The 14,800-nt window shown below is 54.0% G+C and carries 16 protein-coding genes; 10 read left to right on the top strand and 6 right to left on the bottom strand.

Going from position 1 to position 14,800, the window contains the following annotated elements:
• Positions 1-267: hypothetical protein (locus C4S74_RS26840; RefSeq protein WP_219819055.1), on the top strand; the 267-nt coding region annotated here is incomplete at its 5' end.
• Positions 268-396: 129 nt separating this feature from the next.
• Complete coding sequence (locus tag C4S74_RS26525; RefSeq protein WP_181024393.1) at positions 397-567, top strand: hypothetical protein; 171 nt, start codon at positions 397-399, stop codon at positions 565-567.
• Positions 568-709: 142 nt separating this feature from the next.
• Here C4S74_RS26525 and C4S74_RS12495 read toward each other — a convergent pair whose 3' ends face one another.
• The 3 genes from C4S74_RS12495 to C4S74_RS12485 form a co-directional block, all read right to left on the bottom strand.
• Positions 710-1,381: a GNAT family acetyltransferase gene (locus C4S74_RS12495; RefSeq protein WP_103995651.1), complete on the bottom strand. Its 672-nt coding sequence runs from the start codon at positions 1,379-1,381 to the stop codon at positions 710-712.
• A 76-nt stretch (positions 1,382-1,457) separates the two neighbouring features.
• Entirely contained in the window at positions 1,458-2,150 is a 693-nt protein-coding gene (locus C4S74_RS12490; protein ID WP_103995650.1) for a GNAT family N-acetyltransferase, read from the bottom strand.
• A 90-nt stretch (positions 2,151-2,240) separates the two neighbouring features.
• A complete protein-coding gene (locus tag C4S74_RS12485) occupies positions 2,241-3,098 on the bottom strand; it encodes a carbon-nitrogen hydrolase family protein (RefSeq protein WP_103995649.1) in 858 nt (285 codons plus the stop codon).
• Positions 3,099-3,212: 114 nt separating this feature from the next.
• Between C4S74_RS12485 and C4S74_RS12480 the strand changes: the two genes are divergently transcribed.
• The 3 genes from C4S74_RS12480 (at position 3,213) to C4S74_RS12470 (ending at position 6,024) form a co-directional block, all read left to right on the top strand.
• Entirely contained in the window at positions 3,213-4,007 is a 795-nt protein-coding gene (locus tag C4S74_RS12480; RefSeq protein ID WP_103995648.1) for a class I SAM-dependent methyltransferase, read from the top strand.
• A gap of 322 nt (positions 4,008-4,329) precedes the next feature.
• The gene (locus tag C4S74_RS12475) at positions 4,330-4,791 is read left to right on the top strand and encodes a MerR family transcriptional regulator (protein ID WP_103995647.1); all 462 of its coding nucleotides are present in this window, start codon (positions 4,330-4,332) and stop codon (positions 4,789-4,791) included.
• A gap of 54 nt (positions 4,792-4,845) precedes the next feature.
• The gene (locus tag C4S74_RS12470; RefSeq protein WP_103995646.1) at positions 4,846-6,024 is read left to right on the top strand and encodes an MFS transporter; all 1,179 of its coding nucleotides are present in this window, start codon (positions 4,846-4,848) and stop codon (positions 6,022-6,024) included.
• Positions 6,025-6,094: 70 nt separating this feature from the next.
• On the opposite strand, the gene C4S74_RS12465 is transcribed toward C4S74_RS12470, so the two are convergent.
• The 3 genes from C4S74_RS12465 to C4S74_RS12455 all read right to left on the bottom strand — a co-directional run bounded on the left by C4S74_RS12465 (position 6,095) and on the right by C4S74_RS12455 (position 10,000).
• Positions 6,095-7,699: a UDP-glucose--hexose-1-phosphate uridylyltransferase gene (locus tag C4S74_RS12465; protein WP_103995645.1), complete on the bottom strand. Its 1,605-nt coding sequence runs from the start codon at positions 7,697-7,699 to the stop codon at positions 6,095-6,097.
• A gap of 46 nt (positions 7,700-7,745) precedes the next feature.
• A complete protein-coding gene (galE, locus tag C4S74_RS12460; RefSeq protein ID WP_103995644.1) occupies positions 7,746-8,738 on the bottom strand; it encodes a UDP-glucose 4-epimerase GalE in 993 nt (330 codons plus the stop codon).
• Between the two features lie 86 nt (positions 8,739-8,824).
• On the bottom strand, positions 8,825-10,000 hold the full coding sequence (locus tag C4S74_RS12455) for a galactokinase (protein ID WP_103995643.1): 1,176 nt from the start codon (positions 9,998-10,000) through the stop codon (positions 8,825-8,827).
• A gap of 306 nt (positions 10,001-10,306) precedes the next feature.
• On the opposite strand from C4S74_RS12455, the gene C4S74_RS12450 reads away from it, so the two are divergent.
• Genes C4S74_RS12450 through C4S74_RS12430 form a run of 5 tightly spaced genes read left to right on the top strand, consistent with a single transcriptional unit; the run spans position 10,307 to position 14,799 of the window.
• Positions 10,307-11,173, top strand: coding sequence for an AraC family transcriptional regulator (locus C4S74_RS12450; protein ID WP_103995642.1), 867 nt, complete (start codon positions 10,307-10,309; stop codon positions 11,171-11,173).
• Between the two features lie 41 nt (positions 11,174-11,214).
• Positions 11,215-11,991 carry a prolipoprotein diacylglyceryl transferase gene (locus C4S74_RS12445; protein WP_103995641.1) on the top strand — a complete coding sequence of 259 codons (777 nt, stop codon included), beginning with the start codon at positions 11,215-11,217 and terminating at the stop codon, positions 11,989-11,991.
• A 5-nt stretch (positions 11,992-11,996) separates the two neighbouring features.
• Entirely contained in the window at positions 11,997-13,409 is a 1,413-nt protein-coding gene (locus C4S74_RS12440; RefSeq protein WP_103995640.1) for a radical SAM protein, read from the top strand.
• Positions 13,406-13,840 carry a hypothetical protein gene (locus C4S74_RS12435; protein WP_103995639.1) on the top strand — a complete coding sequence of 145 codons (435 nt, stop codon included), beginning with the start codon at positions 13,406-13,408 and terminating at the stop codon, positions 13,838-13,840. Before C4S74_RS12440 ends, C4S74_RS12435 begins: the two co-directional genes overlap by 4 nt.
• Positions 13,841-13,890: 50 nt before the next feature.
• Complete coding sequence (locus C4S74_RS12430; RefSeq protein WP_103995638.1) at positions 13,891-14,799, top strand: hypothetical protein; 909 nt, start codon at positions 13,891-13,893, stop codon at positions 14,797-14,799.
• Position 14,800: the final 1 nt, after the last annotated feature.

The following is a 14,800-nucleotide window of genomic DNA, read 5'->3' as shown; positions in this document are numbered from 1 at the left end:
CTTCAATCACTCGTTGTTCAGTTTTCAAAGGACAATCTTGTGTATGCTACTCTTTTGTATCGGCCCGTTTCTCTTGGCCGGAATTCCATAATAACATATCCTTTTTTTGAAGTCAATCTTTTTTTAAGATTAATTTCTCAGCTTTCGCTTCCGGCCTTGTTTTTCAAGGGCTTGTCCGTGTCAGCTAAATTAATGTACCATGTCAGCAATAGCTTTGCAACAGGTTTTTTATTCCAGTTGTTTTGTATGTACGAAACAATGCTATAAGCATATCCGTCTAGTGCTTTTTCTATACGCAGGAAAGTTACTCTTCTTTAAGAAGGTGCAGGCGCATATTCCCCGAACGGCAAACGAAAGCTAACTTCATCTGATTTGAGATAGAGAGGAGGAAGCCCCATGGAAAACAACACGCACAGAGGAAATTACAAGGGAACTGCGAATATGAATGCAGAGAATCAGGATATGGAGTTTGCGAACGACACTTTGGAGCTGGCTGAAGATAAACGAGCCATCCTAAATAAGGACAAGCTGGACACGCAAACCCCTGCTGTAAAAACGCAGGACTAAGCGAAAACAAAAGGGCGCCCATATGGGTGCCCTTTTTATAATTCTACGGAAAGGCTCAGCCATTGCCGTCCCGCTTGACCAGGAACAAGAAGAAGCGCAGGCTTGCTCCCAGTGCAGGCTCCTCCTATCATGCGTTATCCGCTTATAAGGGGAGCAGTGCTGTACGTTCCGCTGAACGGAGACGTGAGACCATCTCCTGCCACGTATGCGGTTTGTTTTCAAGTACGGCATAGTATCGGGTCAGAAAATCGGCGATAAGGGAAGACGGCAAGTATTCCGCGTCCTCATCCGTTGGCATGAAACATAAATCCAATTCGTTTACGGCTTCTCCGTCGTTCTGCCAGGAAGGGTGAACGTAAGGAAAGTCCAGTCTGCGGTAGCCCAGATGAGACAGAACCTCGCGGCGCACGAACGGATCCATCGGCTTTACGCCCCCAAACGTATGGTCTTCCACCCGGTAAGGATCATAGATCTCGGCGAACATGCCGATCATGGGCTTCCCGCTTTGAGCAGCCAGATCCGCCAGGTCATGCTGACGTTTACGGCTCAGGAATCTGCCGATGCCGAGGCCCGGCCGGCCGATTATGGTAAAGTCGGTCATTGCGATTCCCAGATCGGTGTAATAACGGTACTCGGTCGCACCTACAACTTCACCTTCGTGAACGGCTACAAACACCCGGATGCCCGGATCTTGCAGCGGTTCTTTCCACAGGTCAAAATCAAGCACCTCTTCAGCAGGAAAAACGGTCTGCATAAGCCGGTGCATTTTCGCAAATAAAGGGTCGTTGATGTCGGTAATACGTATGTAATCCATGGGCCTCATCCTCTCAAGTGTTGTTGCTTAAACTGCTATGTCCATCTCACATCTCTCCGGAAATAAAAAGCATCCTCTATAACAAGGGGTTTTTCCACTCCATCAAAAGGGCGTGGTTAAGGGAATCTTCGTCTTCCAGGTAATTGGGCAGTACGGCGACCGGCATGCGGCCGCAGCGGAGCAGAAAGGTCAGAACCGGGTCATGAAGCAGCCCCGCCAGAACCGCGTCGACGTATTGATCGGCGGTCATTTTGCCGGCCTGTGCCCCGTAACCGGGCATCCTTCCCCCGCCCAAGAGACGGCGCAGCCCCAAATGGACGACGGTCTCATACATGGAGAACATCAGCCATTTGCCCAGACCGAGCTTCCTGTAAGACGGCATTACGCAAACGTCCACTACATAGAGGGAATCTCCCTCGGGATCGTGGTTGCGGATATACCCTCCATCCGTGATTTCCTCCCAGGTATGCTCAAGGTGCAGGGGATCGAACCGGGTGCGGAGCGCCGTCATGGAGCCGACGATTTTGCCGCCGATCTCGATGCAGAGAGCTCCCTCGGGAAATAACCCCACATGGTTGCGAAGCTGCTCTTCGTTCCACCAGAGTTCCTCGGGAAAAGGCGGCGGAAAACTTAAGCGCTGTACCTCGATCAAAGCTTCGAAATCCGCTTCCGTGTAGCGTCTGATCAAAGAGGGAACCGGTTTCTCTCCGTCGAAAACGTACATTTTTTTCATATACTTGGGTGTCTCGGACTCCGATGTCGCATTCATCTCATTCCAGGCCCCCGCTTCGTTATAATTTTAGTGCCGCTTGCTCAACCCGCTTGCCTTTTTCAAATAGTGCGATCTTATGGTTATGTTTTATACCCAGTCGGTGTACAAATCGGTTCTGCGGTCGCGCCATGTGGTTACGGAGCCTTTCTCGCGGACTTCTTCCAAAAGGGCCAGATCCAGATCGGCGGTAATGATCATATCGTCGTTGATTTCACCTTCGGCCAGTATGCCGCGGGGAGGAAAAGGGACATCGTTCGGTGTAAGGACGGCCGCTTGTCCGAAATTTCCTCTCATAAAGTCAACGGTTGGAAGTGACCCGATCGTTCCGGTCACGACTACGTAGATCTGATTCTCGATGGTACGGGCATGGCAGGAGTAGCGTACGCGGTGGAAGCCGTGACGATCGTCCGTGCAGGAAGGGCAGAAAATAACGTCGGCGCCGCGGGCTTTGGCCATACGGACGATTTCGGGAAACTCCATGTCGTAGCAGACGAGAATAGCGATGCGGCCTTTGTCCGTGTCAAATACTTGAAGAGCGTCGCCGGCTCCCATGTTCCACTCTTTCACTTCCGTCGGGGTGATGTGCAGCTTCCTCTGCTCCCCTACCCGGCCGTCCGGATAAAATAAAAACGCGGAGTTATACAAGCGTTCGCCGTCTTCAATGATATGAGTGCCGCCGATGAGATGCATTCCGGTCGACTTGGCGAGTCCCTTGAACAGCTCCATATATGAGTCGGTAAAGGAGGGCAGATCGTTGATCGTCAGCGCTTCCTCCCCGGGATTGCGAATGGACAGCAGTTGGGTGGTAAAAAGCTCCGGAAAGAGCACGAAATCGGAATCGAATTCCTGCGCCGTTTTGACGTAATGCTCTACTTGATCCGCAAACTCCTCAAAGCTCGAAATGGTATGCAGATGATGCTGGACTGCGGAAACTCTGAATTTCAAAACGAACTCCTCCTTAGGCGGAAAAAACTTGTCCGCAAACCCGTATGAACCGGATGGATTTGCCGATGATTTTATTATATGATGAATGATTGTGGAACAAAAGGAGGAATCCCCGTGCAAAAACAATTCAGCGAACACAATCAGACGGCCTGGAACCAGCACGCTTACGAGGCTTGGCTGAACCGGTTCGGCACCCCTGCGGAAGCAGCTGCGCTTATCAGCCGGAATCCGGAGGGAGCCGTGCGGTCTTTCAGCCGTTTTCTCGGGGATCTCAGCGGAATTAAAGCCGTTAATCTGCTCGGCTCCCACGGCAGTAAAGCCGCAGCGCTCGCCCTGCTGGGAGCCAGCGAAGTAACGGTTGTAGATATCGCGGCGGAAAACGCCAAATACGGGACGGAGCTGGCGGAGGCTGCGGGAGTGCGTGTCCGTTACGTCGTCTCCGATGTGCTGGAGCTTCCCGAAGAAGAGCTGACCGGCGACTACGGTCTCGCGCTTATGGAATTCGGCATTCTTCATTATTTCTTGGAACTGAAACCGCTATTCGATGTAGTGTTCAGGCTGCTCGGTTCCGGCGGACGGCTGATCTTACAGGATTTTCATCCCGTTACGACCAAATTGATTTCTTCACGAGGATCGACCGCCAAGGTCCGGAAGCACAAAGTAACCGGCGATTATTTCGATACCTCTATAGAAGAGACGGATGTCGCCTACTCCAAATTCCTGCCGGGGCAGGATGAGTCGGCCTTAATTAAAGTCCGGCACCGTAAATGGACGATCGGGGAAATCGTTACGGCCGCCGCTTCGTCGGGATTATTTATAGAAATTCTGGAGGAAGAGCCCAACCGGTCTTCGGATATTTACGACAAAGGTATCCCGAAATCGTTCACGCTCGTGGCTAAAAAACTCTAGCGGGATGTAGCTCCGCCATGAAGGCCGCATCCAGATTCACAGGGGGATTGGACAGCGCGCGTCCGGATACCTTACCGCTATAAATTAGAACCGCCACAACAAGGTTTGTGGCGGTTTTTGCCGTTTGGCAAAGCCAAACCGATTTGGTTAGAAGACCCGGGAAACGATATACTTATAGAAGAAAGTTAATGGACATGGCTCTCCGTTATTAAGGATCCGGTTCAAGAAGATATACTGCAAATTGATCTATGGGGAAAAAGTTAACGTTGACGTTAACGTTAATTAGGAGTAATCTTGATATTAGCGACTGGGAGTGGTAAACATGACACGGTTAAAAATTGATGATGTCGCCAAGGAGACGGGATTGACCAAGCGGACGATCCGGTATTATGAAGAGATCGGCCTTCTGGAGCCGCCTACGCGCAGTGAAGGAGGCGTAAGGCTGTACACTCAGGAAAACGTGGACCGTCTGAAGAAAGTGCTGCTGGCCCGCGAGGTGCTCGGTTTTTCTTTGCAGGAGCTGCAGCATTTCCTGACGATCGATACGCTGCTTGCTTCCTACCGCGAAGGTTCGGACGGCTACGCCGTAGAGCTCAAGAAACAGGAGGAGCTAAAGCGCGTAGCGGACGGTCTCGCCGAACAGGTGGATATGCTTGATCTCAAGATTCATAAGATGGAGGCGTTCCGCAAAGATATGGAAGACCTGCTCTCCAAGGTGCGTGAAGCGATCGGCCAGCCTCAAACGGCGGCATCCTCCGGTAAGACTCCGTCTTCCGGACAATAGACGTGCTCGTGGCACCCACTTCCGGCCAGACTTGTGCGAGGGGTGCATATTTGTATGGATCAGGGAATAAAAAAGCAAACACGCGCACGTTACGTCACGGTGTTTGCAACTTTTCTTGCTTTTATGGGAATCGGGGTCGTCGATCCGATTCTCCCGATTATAGCCGAAAAAATCGGCGCGAATCCCGCGCAGATCGAGCTGCTTTTTACCGCTTATATCCTTACCATGGCGATTATGATGATTCCGTCCGGACTTGCGGCGACCCGCTTCGGCGATAAAAAAATGATGGTTGCCGGTCTCGCCGTCGTGACCGTCTTCGCTTTTCTGTGCGGCGCGTCCGGCGGCATTACCGAGCTCGCTTTGTTTCGGGCGGGTTGGGGCTTCGGGAACTCGATGTTCTTCGCCACCGCGATGACTCTGCTCATTGCTTTGACGCCTTCGGCCAATACCGCCGTCGGCATGTACGAAGCCGCGATCGGTCTCGGAATGGCGGGCGGACCGCTTGTCGGCGGACTGCTCGGCGGAATTTCCTGGCGGCTGCCGTTCATCGCGACAGGCTGTTTCGTTCTTATCGCGTTCCTGCTGGTGCTGTTCATGATTAAGGAACCGGAGAAAAAATCCGTCCGCAAAGCGGCGGGACTCAAAGAGCTTATGCATTTGGCGACCCATAAGCCGTTCCTGCGTGTGGCGGGTTCCTCCATGTTCTATTATTACGGATTTTTCGTCGTTCTGGCTTATTCGCCACTCATGCTCCATATGTCGGCTATCCAGCTCGGCCTTGTGTTTTTCGGTTGGGGCCTCATGCTTGCTTATGGCTCCGCGAAACTGGCTCACACTCTGGAAGAACGCTACAAACCTTCGCAAATCATTCCGTGGAGCCTGGGAGCGTTCTGCCTCATTCTGCTGCTGCTGTTCCTGGTTCACACGCTGTGGCTGCAGATTTTGCTGATTGTCGTCATCGGCTTGTTCTGCGGTTTGAACAACGCTTTGTTTACAAGCCATGTAATGGAGGTTTCTCCGTTTGAACGGAGCGTAACGTCCGGCGCCTACAATTTCGTTCGCTGGATGGGTGCGGCTATCGCTCCGGTGCTGTCGGGCTACATCGCCCACCACCTGTCGGCTCAGCTGCCTTTTGCAGTAGCGGCCGGCCTGGCGCTCGTCGCGGTCATTGCGATGTCCGTCTGGCGCAGCCGTCCGGCCAAAGCCGGGGCAAGCGGGCCGCAGGCCGGATAGGCGCTTACGGGCGGGCATCATAAAAAGCCTTTCGTTCCCCCTTACGGGAGGAACGAAAGGCTTTTTTGGCCTATTCGGCGGGTACGTAGCCGAGGCTGCCCAGGAAGCGGTCGAATGCCGCCTGACCGGCATCGCTCCGCTTGAACACGCCGGCATCTTCAAGCACCCGCTTGAATTTGCCGCCGATTTCCCGCTGCAGGAGTTCATGCGCCTCCTTCAGCGAAAGGGCCGTGCCGCTTGCGGCGACAAGCTCGCCGATCCACGCGGCATGCTTCTCCAGCGGATGGCCCGCCTCCAGGCCGTCCGCGCCGTTCCACGCGGAATCCCCGGTAAGGAATCCGGCGATTCCGCTGATTTCTTCCTGGAGACGGCCAGGAAGAACGGCCAGACCCATCACCTCAATCAAGCCGATGTTCTCCTTCTTGATGTGGTGAAGGTCGCGGTGCGGATGGAAGATGCCATCCGGATGCTCGTCGCTCGTGCGGTTGTTGCGGAGCACGAGGTCCAGTTCGTACTGCCCGGAAGCGTTGAACCGGGCGATCGGCGTTACGGTGTTATGGGGAACCCGTACACCGTCACCTCTTTCCGTAAACGCCGCGATGTCCGCCGACAGGTCGCTGTAGGCGCGCCATGCGGCGAGCAGCTCGTCGGCGGCGCGAAGGACATCCTCGCGGCCGCTTCCCGCGAGCCGCAGGACCGACATCGGCCACCGGACGATGCCGACCGAGACGCCGGGGTTCGTGCCGGAAGCGAACTCTCTCTCGACGGGAGCGAGCTCCATCGGAAATTTATGATTTCCCCCTTGAAAATGATCGTGGCTCAGAATCGAACCGCCGACAATCGGAAGGTCCGCGTTTGAACCCACAAAATAATGCGGAATCTGTTCGATAAAGTCAAAGAGCCTGCGGAAAGTCCCTTCCGATATTTTCATCGGGATGTGCTTTTCGTTCAAAACGATACAATGCTCATTATAGTAAACATACGGAGAGTATTGGAAGTACCAGGCCTCCCCGTCAATGGTCAGCGGTAGAATGCGCAGGTTCTGCCTGGCCGGATGATCCAGCCTGCCCGCATAGCCTACATTGTCCACGCACAGGAGACATTGGGGATATCCGCTCTGATTGAGCGTCCGCAGAAGGGCGATCTCCTTCGGATCTTTCTCCGGCTTGGACAGATTGACGGTAATTTCAAGATCTCCGTATTCCGTCGGAGCCGGCCAATACCCGTTCTTACGTATCCGGTCCATACGAATGTAGTTGCTGTTTATGCAAAGCTCGTAAAACCAGTCCGTCGCCCTCCGCACTCCGTCTTCCCTGGTGATTTCTCCGAACTGCCGGGCAACCTCGGACGGTCTCGGCATCAGCATCCCCATTAAACGGGCGTCGAGAAGATCTCGGTAAGTGGCCGTATCCGCTTCAAGACGTCCGCAGGCATATGCGTAGTCGAGTAAAACCTCGAGCATTTCTCCCGGCTCCGCGGCCACCGTTTCGTCTTCCGCGTCTGCGCCTTGATACGGCTCAGGAAGACCCAGCGCGTCCAAAAGCGCGTTCCTCGCCGCGCATACATCTAAGGCTCCGATCATCCCTTTCGCAAGGGCAAACGACACCAATCGTTCAACGGCAAGCGCTGCCTGATCAGCCTGAATTTGTGCTTTTTCCCGTTCCAAGTCCGTCATTCCTTCACTCACTCCTTACGCCCGGCAGGCAGGTAAACTCCAGATGCTACTTCTTGTCCGCGTATCCGTCCGGATGCGCTTGATGCCAAGCCCAGGCACTTGCGATGATCGCCTGGAGATTGTCCCGCTTAGGCTTCCAGCCCAATTCTTGACGGGCGCGTTCGGAAGAAGCGATAAGAACCGCGGGATCTCCGGCACGGCGGGCTTCCACAATCGCGGGAATCGGATGACCCGTCACCTCGCGGGTGATATCGATCACTTCTTTTACCGAAAATCCGTTGCCGCTTCCGAGATTGTAAACGCCGCTCTCCCCGCCCTGACGCAGCTTCTCTACGGCAAGAACATGAGCGTCGGCCAGATCGCTTACATGGATGTAATCGCGAATGCAGGTCCCGTCCGGCGTCGCATAGTCCTCTCCAAAGACGGAGATGTGGCTCCGTTGTCCGAGGGCCACCTGAAGGATAAGCGGTACCAGATGTGTTTCCGGCTGGTGATCTTCGCCGATCCGTCCGCTTTCATGCGCCCCCGCCGCGTTGAAATAGCGCAGGGACACGGACTTGATCCCGTGAGCGCGATCGAACCATTTGATCATTTTCTCCATAGACAGCTTGGTTTCGCCGTAGGCGTTCGTCGGCTCCGTCCGGTCGGTTTCGAGGATCGGCGTGTTTTCGGGTTCACCGTACGTGGCCGCCGTCGAAGAGAACACGATTCGTTTCACGTCGAATTTTTTCATTTTTTCCAGCAGGCAGAGAGTTCCGTAAACGTTGTTGTGGTAATATTTCGCCGGGTCCGTCATGCTTTCGCCGACCAGCGAATTCGCCGCAAAATGGATAACGGCGTCGATTTCGTTTTCCCGGAACACCGTGTCCAGAAAAGCTTCGTCCCGCAGATCGCCTTCGTACAGCTTTCCGCCCAGTACCGCACCGCGGTGCCCTTGCTGGAGATTGTCGACGATCACAACCTCTTCCCCTCTATCCAGCAGTTCCGCTACGGCATGAGAACCGATGTATCCGGCTCCGCCTGTCACCATAATCGCCATTTTTTCCGCCTCCCGATCGTTGTTTTTCTTTTCTATGGAAAAGAGCTCATCCGCTCATTGTATCCTCAATACAGCCCGGTTTCGGCCTAGCCTTGTATTCTACTTACGCCGTCTCCGATGCTGCAAACGTAGAAATCGGCGGTGAGACCCGTTTGTTCTTTGTAGCTCGATCCGACCTGCTCACGGAATGCTTCGATACTGTCTTCATGTACGAGTGAAACGGTACAGCCTCCAAAGCCGGCTCCCGTCATCCGTGATCCGAGAACTCCCGGAACGGCCAGCGCCGCCTCCACCATCACATCAAGCTCCCGGCACGTAACTTCGTAAAGATCACGCAAAGATTCGTGGGAACCCGTCATCAGCTTGCCGAAAGCTTCCAGATCATTTGCCTTCAACACGTCTATCGATTTCAGCACACGGTCGATTTCTTCCACGACGTGCCGCGCTCTCCTGCGGACGGTGTCGTCCTTAATGGCGTCTTTGTTCGCCTCGAACTGCTCCAGGCTGATTTGACCCAGAAGCGTCAGATCCGGAAAGCGGGTTTTCAGATCCCGGACGGCCTCCTCGCACTGGCTTCTGCGTTCGTTGTATGCCGAATCGACGAGGCCGCGGCGTTTGTTCGTGTTGCCGATCACAAGCTTGTAGCGGCCGCTTTGGAAAGGAACGAGTTCATATTCCAGGGTATCGCACATCAGCAGAATCGCATGATCTTGGCGTCCGTTGGCAACGGCAAACTGGTCCATGATACCGCAGTTTACGCCCATAAACTCGTTTTCCGCTTTCTGGGAAAGCAGCGCCAGCTCAACCCGGTCGACCGGGTACCCTTCCGCTTCCAGCAGCCCGTAACCCGTGACCACTTCGATGGAAGCCGAGGATGAAAGACCGGCCCCGTTCGGAATCTCACCGTGATACAGCATATCGTAGCCGGACCGCGGGCCTTGGCCTTTCTGCTGAAGCTGGGCGACGACGCCCTTCGGATAGTTCATCCAATCGTCTTCTTCCCGGTAAACCACATCGTCCAGGGAACAGGATCCTTTATGGGTGAAGTTGGTGGAAGCCATGCGAAGCAGACCTTCCTCATTTTTGCGCAAAAGAAGAGTGGTGCCGAAAGTCAGGGCAGCCGGAAAAACGTAGCCCCCGTTGTAATCGGTATGTTCCCCGATCAGATTGACACGGCCGGGAGCATGGAAAACTGTGATATCGTCTTCCACACCTCCGTAAAGTTCGGTGAATTGTTTTTTGAGGAGTTTAAGATCGGCCATTTCGGCACCGCCTTTAAATAGTTTCATATTTGAGTTGATATTCTAACGTATTATGAGTTCATCCTTCTACCTTCAGTATAAGCCGGAACACCCCGAAGTCCTATGGAATGATGTAAGGTTCATATGGAAAAATGTGATGTCCGATCAACCCTTGAGATGATAGGATAAAAGGAAAGCGGAGACGATGCAGGCCGGGGTATCCCTTTTGAGGGCAGTGATAGGCCAAAAAATATTTAACCTTACACTGCACCGCTTGCCGGCCCTTTTTCTCCACTTATTATCGCAAACAGGAGGACGTGAAGTCCAATGAAGCCCCAACCCACTTACTACGTCGTATCCAATCCGGAGCCGCCGGAAGATTCGGCTCTCCACATACTCTTCTCCGGCGAAAGCCAGACCAAGCCGCTTCACCGTCTGGGGCCGAAGGTGTACGATTACTACCTCATCCATACGGTTGTTTCCGGAAGGGGACGTTTTACCGCAGCGGGCCGGGAACGGCTCCTCGGCCCCGGCGACAGCTTCTGCATCGCGCCGGAGCAGCTCGTCGGCTATGAAGCCGACGAAGCCGACCCTTGGCGCTACTGCTGGCTCGCCGTCACCGGCGGAGAAGCGGCGGCGCACATGCGCAAGGCGGGCTTCACGCCGGAGCAGCCGGTTATTCACACGGCGCATGCGGGCAGCCGTGTTCCGGCGCTTTTCCGGCGCCTGCAGCGCGCGCTGAGGCATAAGAGCGGGACGGCCTCGCTTCGTGCGCTCGGGTACCTTCATCTGCTGCTTGCCGAATACGCCGATGCGGCCCGGCCGCCCTTACCCGAGACGGGCAAGGCCCATTCCCGCTCCCGGGCGGAGGTGACGGTGCAGCAGATGCTGCATTACTTGTCCGCGCAGTATGCCGAGGACATCTCGATCGAGTCCATGGCGGAGGCGCTCGGGTACAACCGGGCTTATCTGTCCCGGCTGTTCAAGGAGCATACCGGCCAGACGCCGGTGACTTTCTTGTCCAAGCTCCGTGTCGATAAAGCCCGGCAGCTTCTGCGGGAGCGGCTGGAACTGACGATCGAGCAGATTGCTTTTTCCGTGGGATTCCGCGATCCGCTTTACTTCTCCAAACAGTTTCGGAGATGGTACGGCCTCTCCCCTACGGAATACCGAAGTGATATGACACGTATGTAACGTGTGGTATAATTTACCTTAACTTTAGCGGGGAGGAACTCATGACTTTTCCAGTGTTTATCAACCTCGGCTTTATCCGGCTGCATCCCCACCTTGTTTTTGAAGCACTTGCCTATTTTATTGGATTCCGGCTTTATCTCTATACCCGAAGCAAGGAAAAACTCCAGCCGAGCCAGGCTCTATGGATTCTCGTCGGTGCCACGCTGGGTGCCGCCGCCGGTTCGAAAATGCTTTACTGGCTGGAAGACCCCGCTCTGACATTGGAGCGCTGGAACGATATGTCGTATCTGATGGAAGGCAAAACCATAGTCGGAGGGCTGCTTGGTGGGCTAATCGGCGTGGAATGGACCAAAAGAAGAATCGGGCACACCCGGTCCACGGGCGACGATATGGCACTCCCGCTCCTTGCGGGGATGACGATCGGACGGATCGGCTGTTTTCTGACCGGTCTGGATGACCATACCTACGGGACACCGACAGGCTGGGTAACAGGTGTCGATTTTGGCGATGGAGTTCTTCGACATCCGACTCAGCTCTACGAGATCGCCTTCCTGCTTCTTCTGGGCATCGCAATCGTCCTGCTGAAAATACGGTCCAGACAAAGATCTATTCACCTGCCGGATGGGATATTGTTCATTATTTTCATGGGAGGCTACCTTCTTTTCCGCCTGCTGATCGATTTTATTAAACCGACTCCCCACCCATACGCCGGACTGAACAACATTCAGCTCGCCTGCCTGGCGGGCCTGGTCTATTACTCGCTGCTTCTGCGGCGTAAGCTTGCTGCGAAACCTACCTTAATCGGGAAAGGAACCTGACCTCCATGCCTACCAAAAACCGTCCTTATTTGTTCTACGAGCTCACCAACAGCATATGCTCCCAATGTCTCCGTAAAGTAGAGGCCAAGGTCATTATCGAGGATGAGAATGTTTATCTGCTTAAATATTGCGGCCGGCACGGCCGGGAAAAGGTTCTCATCTCGGACGATGCGGAGTATTACAAGCGGTGCCGCGAATTTTTGAAGCCCGCGGAAATGCCCCAGCACTGGAACACCCCGATCCGTTACGGATGTCCGTACGATTGCGGGCTGTGCCCGGACCATGAGCAGCACAGCTGCCTGACGCTTCTCGAAATTACGGACAAATGCAATCTGCAGTGTCCCATCTGCTACGCCGAATCTTCTCCGAAACGGGAGACCTGGCGCTCTCTGGAGCAGATCGAAACCATGCTTAACGCTATCGTACGCAACGAAGAAGAACCGGATATCGTGCAGATAAGCGGCGGCGAGCCGACGATCCATCCCCAATTTTTCGAGATTCTCGATCTGGCCAAAACGAAACCCATTAAACACCTTATGGTGAATACCAACGGGCTGAGAATCGCCCAGGACCGGGAGTTCGTGCGGAAGCTGGCCGGCTATATGCCGGGGTTCGAGCTGTACCTCCAGTTTGACAGCTTTGAGGAAGAGGCCCTCCGCGAGCTGCGCGGGGTAGACCTGCGTGACGTGCGCCAGCGTGCGATCGAACATCTCAACGAGTTCAACATCTCGACCACCCTCGTGGTGACGCTGAAAAAAGGACTCAACGACTCCGAGGTCGGCGATATTATCCGTTACGGGCTGCAGCAGCGCGCCGTCCGGGGCGTCACGTTCCAGCCGGTTCAAGTGGCCGGCCGCACCGAGGCGTTCGATCCGGCCAAAGACCGGCTGACACTCAGCGAAGTGCGCCGGATGATTATCGAGCAATCCGGTATTTTTCAGCCGGAAGATATCATACCGGTCCCGTGTCACCCGGACTGCCTCGCCATGGGATATGCTCTGAAGCTGGGAGGGCAGGCCGTACCTCTGACCGGAATGATCGATCCTCAGATTTTGCTGGAAGGCGGGCGCAATACGATCGTATTCGAGCAGGATCAGACGTTGAAGGAGCAAGTCTTCGACCTTTTCTCGACCGCTCATTCTCCCGAGTCGTCGGCGCTTTCTCTTAAAAATCTGCTCTGCTGCCTGCCCTCGGTCGCCGTACCGGAACATATCGGGTATGACAATGTGTTCCGCGTGCTGATTATGCAGTTCCTGGACCCCTACAATTTCGATGTCCGTTCCGTAAAAAAATCATGTGTGCATATCGCCCATCCCGACGGAAGAATCATCCCGTTCGATACGTATAATTTATTTTACCGTGACGGCCGTGAAGCACTGCTGGAGGAGCTGCGCGCGGAGACAGGAGGTCTTGCATGAGCGATCATAAAAACGATCCCGCCGAGAACGGCACGCTGCCGGAGACGGGAGTTTCGTCCGAAGCCGGAACAGAAAAAGAACCGGAATTCATGCGGAATTCCGAGCCTGGAGATCACGCAGCGGGTACAGGCATCGAACAAAATTCCTCTCCGCCCTCTCCTGAACATGGCGAGTTCGGCCAGACTCCTGGTCCGTGGAGAGGACCTGATGTGTGGAAAGGAATCGGCTGGGTGGCGCTCGGCCATCTCCTATGGCTCTTTGCCATGCCGATGATCTTTGGGATCGGCATCGTACAGATGATCTATGTATTACCGCTTCTCCTTATTTACAGCAAACGGACAGCCGTCGTTCAAGGGATTCTTATAGGAGCGGGAATAACGTTCCTTTTGAATGCCGCTTGTTTCGGTTATGTCCTGATTAATTTCGGCTAGATCTTCTGTCGGAAGCCAAGAGTAAAATATGCCGGAACGGAGGCTGTTCGTTGAAAAAAAATCCGTTGATTGCAGTCTTTCTTCTGGCTTTGGTCAGTTGGATCGGAAACCTGTGGGTTTATGAAAAAAATCAGCTGCCGGAGCCTGTCTTTCTTTCGCATTTTATTGATCTCCCCCTTGAAAAGGGAGCCAGTTTTAAACTCTCTTATCTGGAGAATCATCGGGGCCTTCACATTGTAGACGTACAGGTTCCGGGGCTGCCCTATGCTTCCGTCAATTTTCTAAATAAAAACCGGTATACCTATCAAAATTATCAATCGGTTCTGATCTCTCTGGAACAGCAGATCCAGGAAACGGAACCGCCTGCAGCCCCTGTGCAAATCAAGCAGGTTCGCGCCTGGCTCAATGACGGAAGTTCACGCATGCTGGATATCGGTCACGTTACCCTTACCCCACCGGCTAGAACTACCGCCGATCGCTCCTTGTTCGAATCTTCAAGTGGCGGAACCTCCAATCAGAATGCCGGGTACACCCTTAAGACAACCAAGGAAGATCTTATACTGACGGGGATGGATAACTCTTACCCGGATGACAGTCTCCCCCGCATGAAATTGTATCTCGACACACTCTCTTTGGAACAGGAACCCGGTTACCGGTCCTCTCTCCGATCCGGAGATATGGTTGATGTGGAAGGACTCCCGATTGAAGACATTTCATTTCCTCTAGCCATACAAAAGGGAAATTACGTACGCTTATCTTACCGGCTCGAAGACACGGGAACTGAATCACCGGAGCATAAAGCGGCCGAAACATATAATCGGATCGAAAAAGCCGTCCGGCTCAACGCGCAAACTTCCGACGGCTTTAAAGACGACATGACCTTATTTATAAATCATGAATCCGATTTAAGCGCTTCAAGCATCCGAACGATCGTTCAAGCCAGAAGGGAGCTGCCTTAAG

The organism is Paenibacillus sp. UNC499MF (genome assembly GCF_900107975.1).
Lineage (GTDB): Bacteria > Bacillota > Bacilli > Paenibacillales > NBRC-103111 > Paenibacillus_F.
Note: the sequence above shows the minus strand (reverse complement) of the source record. Positions and strands in the feature narration are given on the sequence as shown.

Bases quoted from the DNA above. Each gene is read 5' to 3' on its own strand.
- C4S74_RS26525 (WP_181024393.1), top strand. From the start codon at position 397: ATGGAAAACAACACGCACAGAGGAAATTACAAGGGAACTGCGAATATG.
- C4S74_RS12495 (WP_103995651.1), bottom strand. From the start codon at position 1,381: ATGGATTACATACGTATTACCGACATCAACGACCCTTTATTTGCGAAA.
- C4S74_RS12490 (WP_103995650.1), bottom strand. From the start codon at position 2,150: ATGAATGCGACATCGGAGTCCGAGACACCCAAGTATATGAAAAAAATG.
- C4S74_RS12475 (WP_103995647.1), top strand. From the start codon at position 4,330: ATGACACGGTTAAAAATTGATGATGTCGCCAAGGAGACGGGATTGACC.
- C4S74_RS12470 (WP_103995646.1), top strand. From the start codon at position 4,846: ATGGATCAGGGAATAAAAAAGCAAACACGCGCACGTTACGTCACGGTG.
- C4S74_RS12465 (WP_103995645.1), bottom strand. From the start codon at position 7,699: ATGACGGACTTGGAACGGGAAAAAGCACAAATTCAGGCTGATCAGGCA.
- galE (WP_103995644.1), bottom strand. From the start codon at position 8,738: ATGGCGATTATGGTGACAGGCGGAGCCGGATACATCGGTTCTCATGCC.
- C4S74_RS12455 (WP_103995643.1), bottom strand. From the start codon at position 10,000: ATGGCCGATCTTAAACTCCTCAAAAAACAATTCACCGAACTTTACGGA.
- C4S74_RS12450 (WP_103995642.1), top strand. From the start codon at position 10,307: ATGAAGCCCCAACCCACTTACTACGTCGTATCCAATCCGGAGCCGCCG.
- C4S74_RS12445 (WP_103995641.1), top strand. From the start codon at position 11,215: ATGACTTTTCCAGTGTTTATCAACCTCGGCTTTATCCGGCTGCATCCC.
- C4S74_RS12440 (WP_103995640.1), top strand. From the start codon at position 11,997: ATGCCTACCAAAAACCGTCCTTATTTGTTCTACGAGCTCACCAACAGC.
- C4S74_RS12435 (WP_103995639.1), top strand. From the start codon at position 13,406: ATGAGCGATCATAAAAACGATCCCGCCGAGAACGGCACGCTGCCGGAG.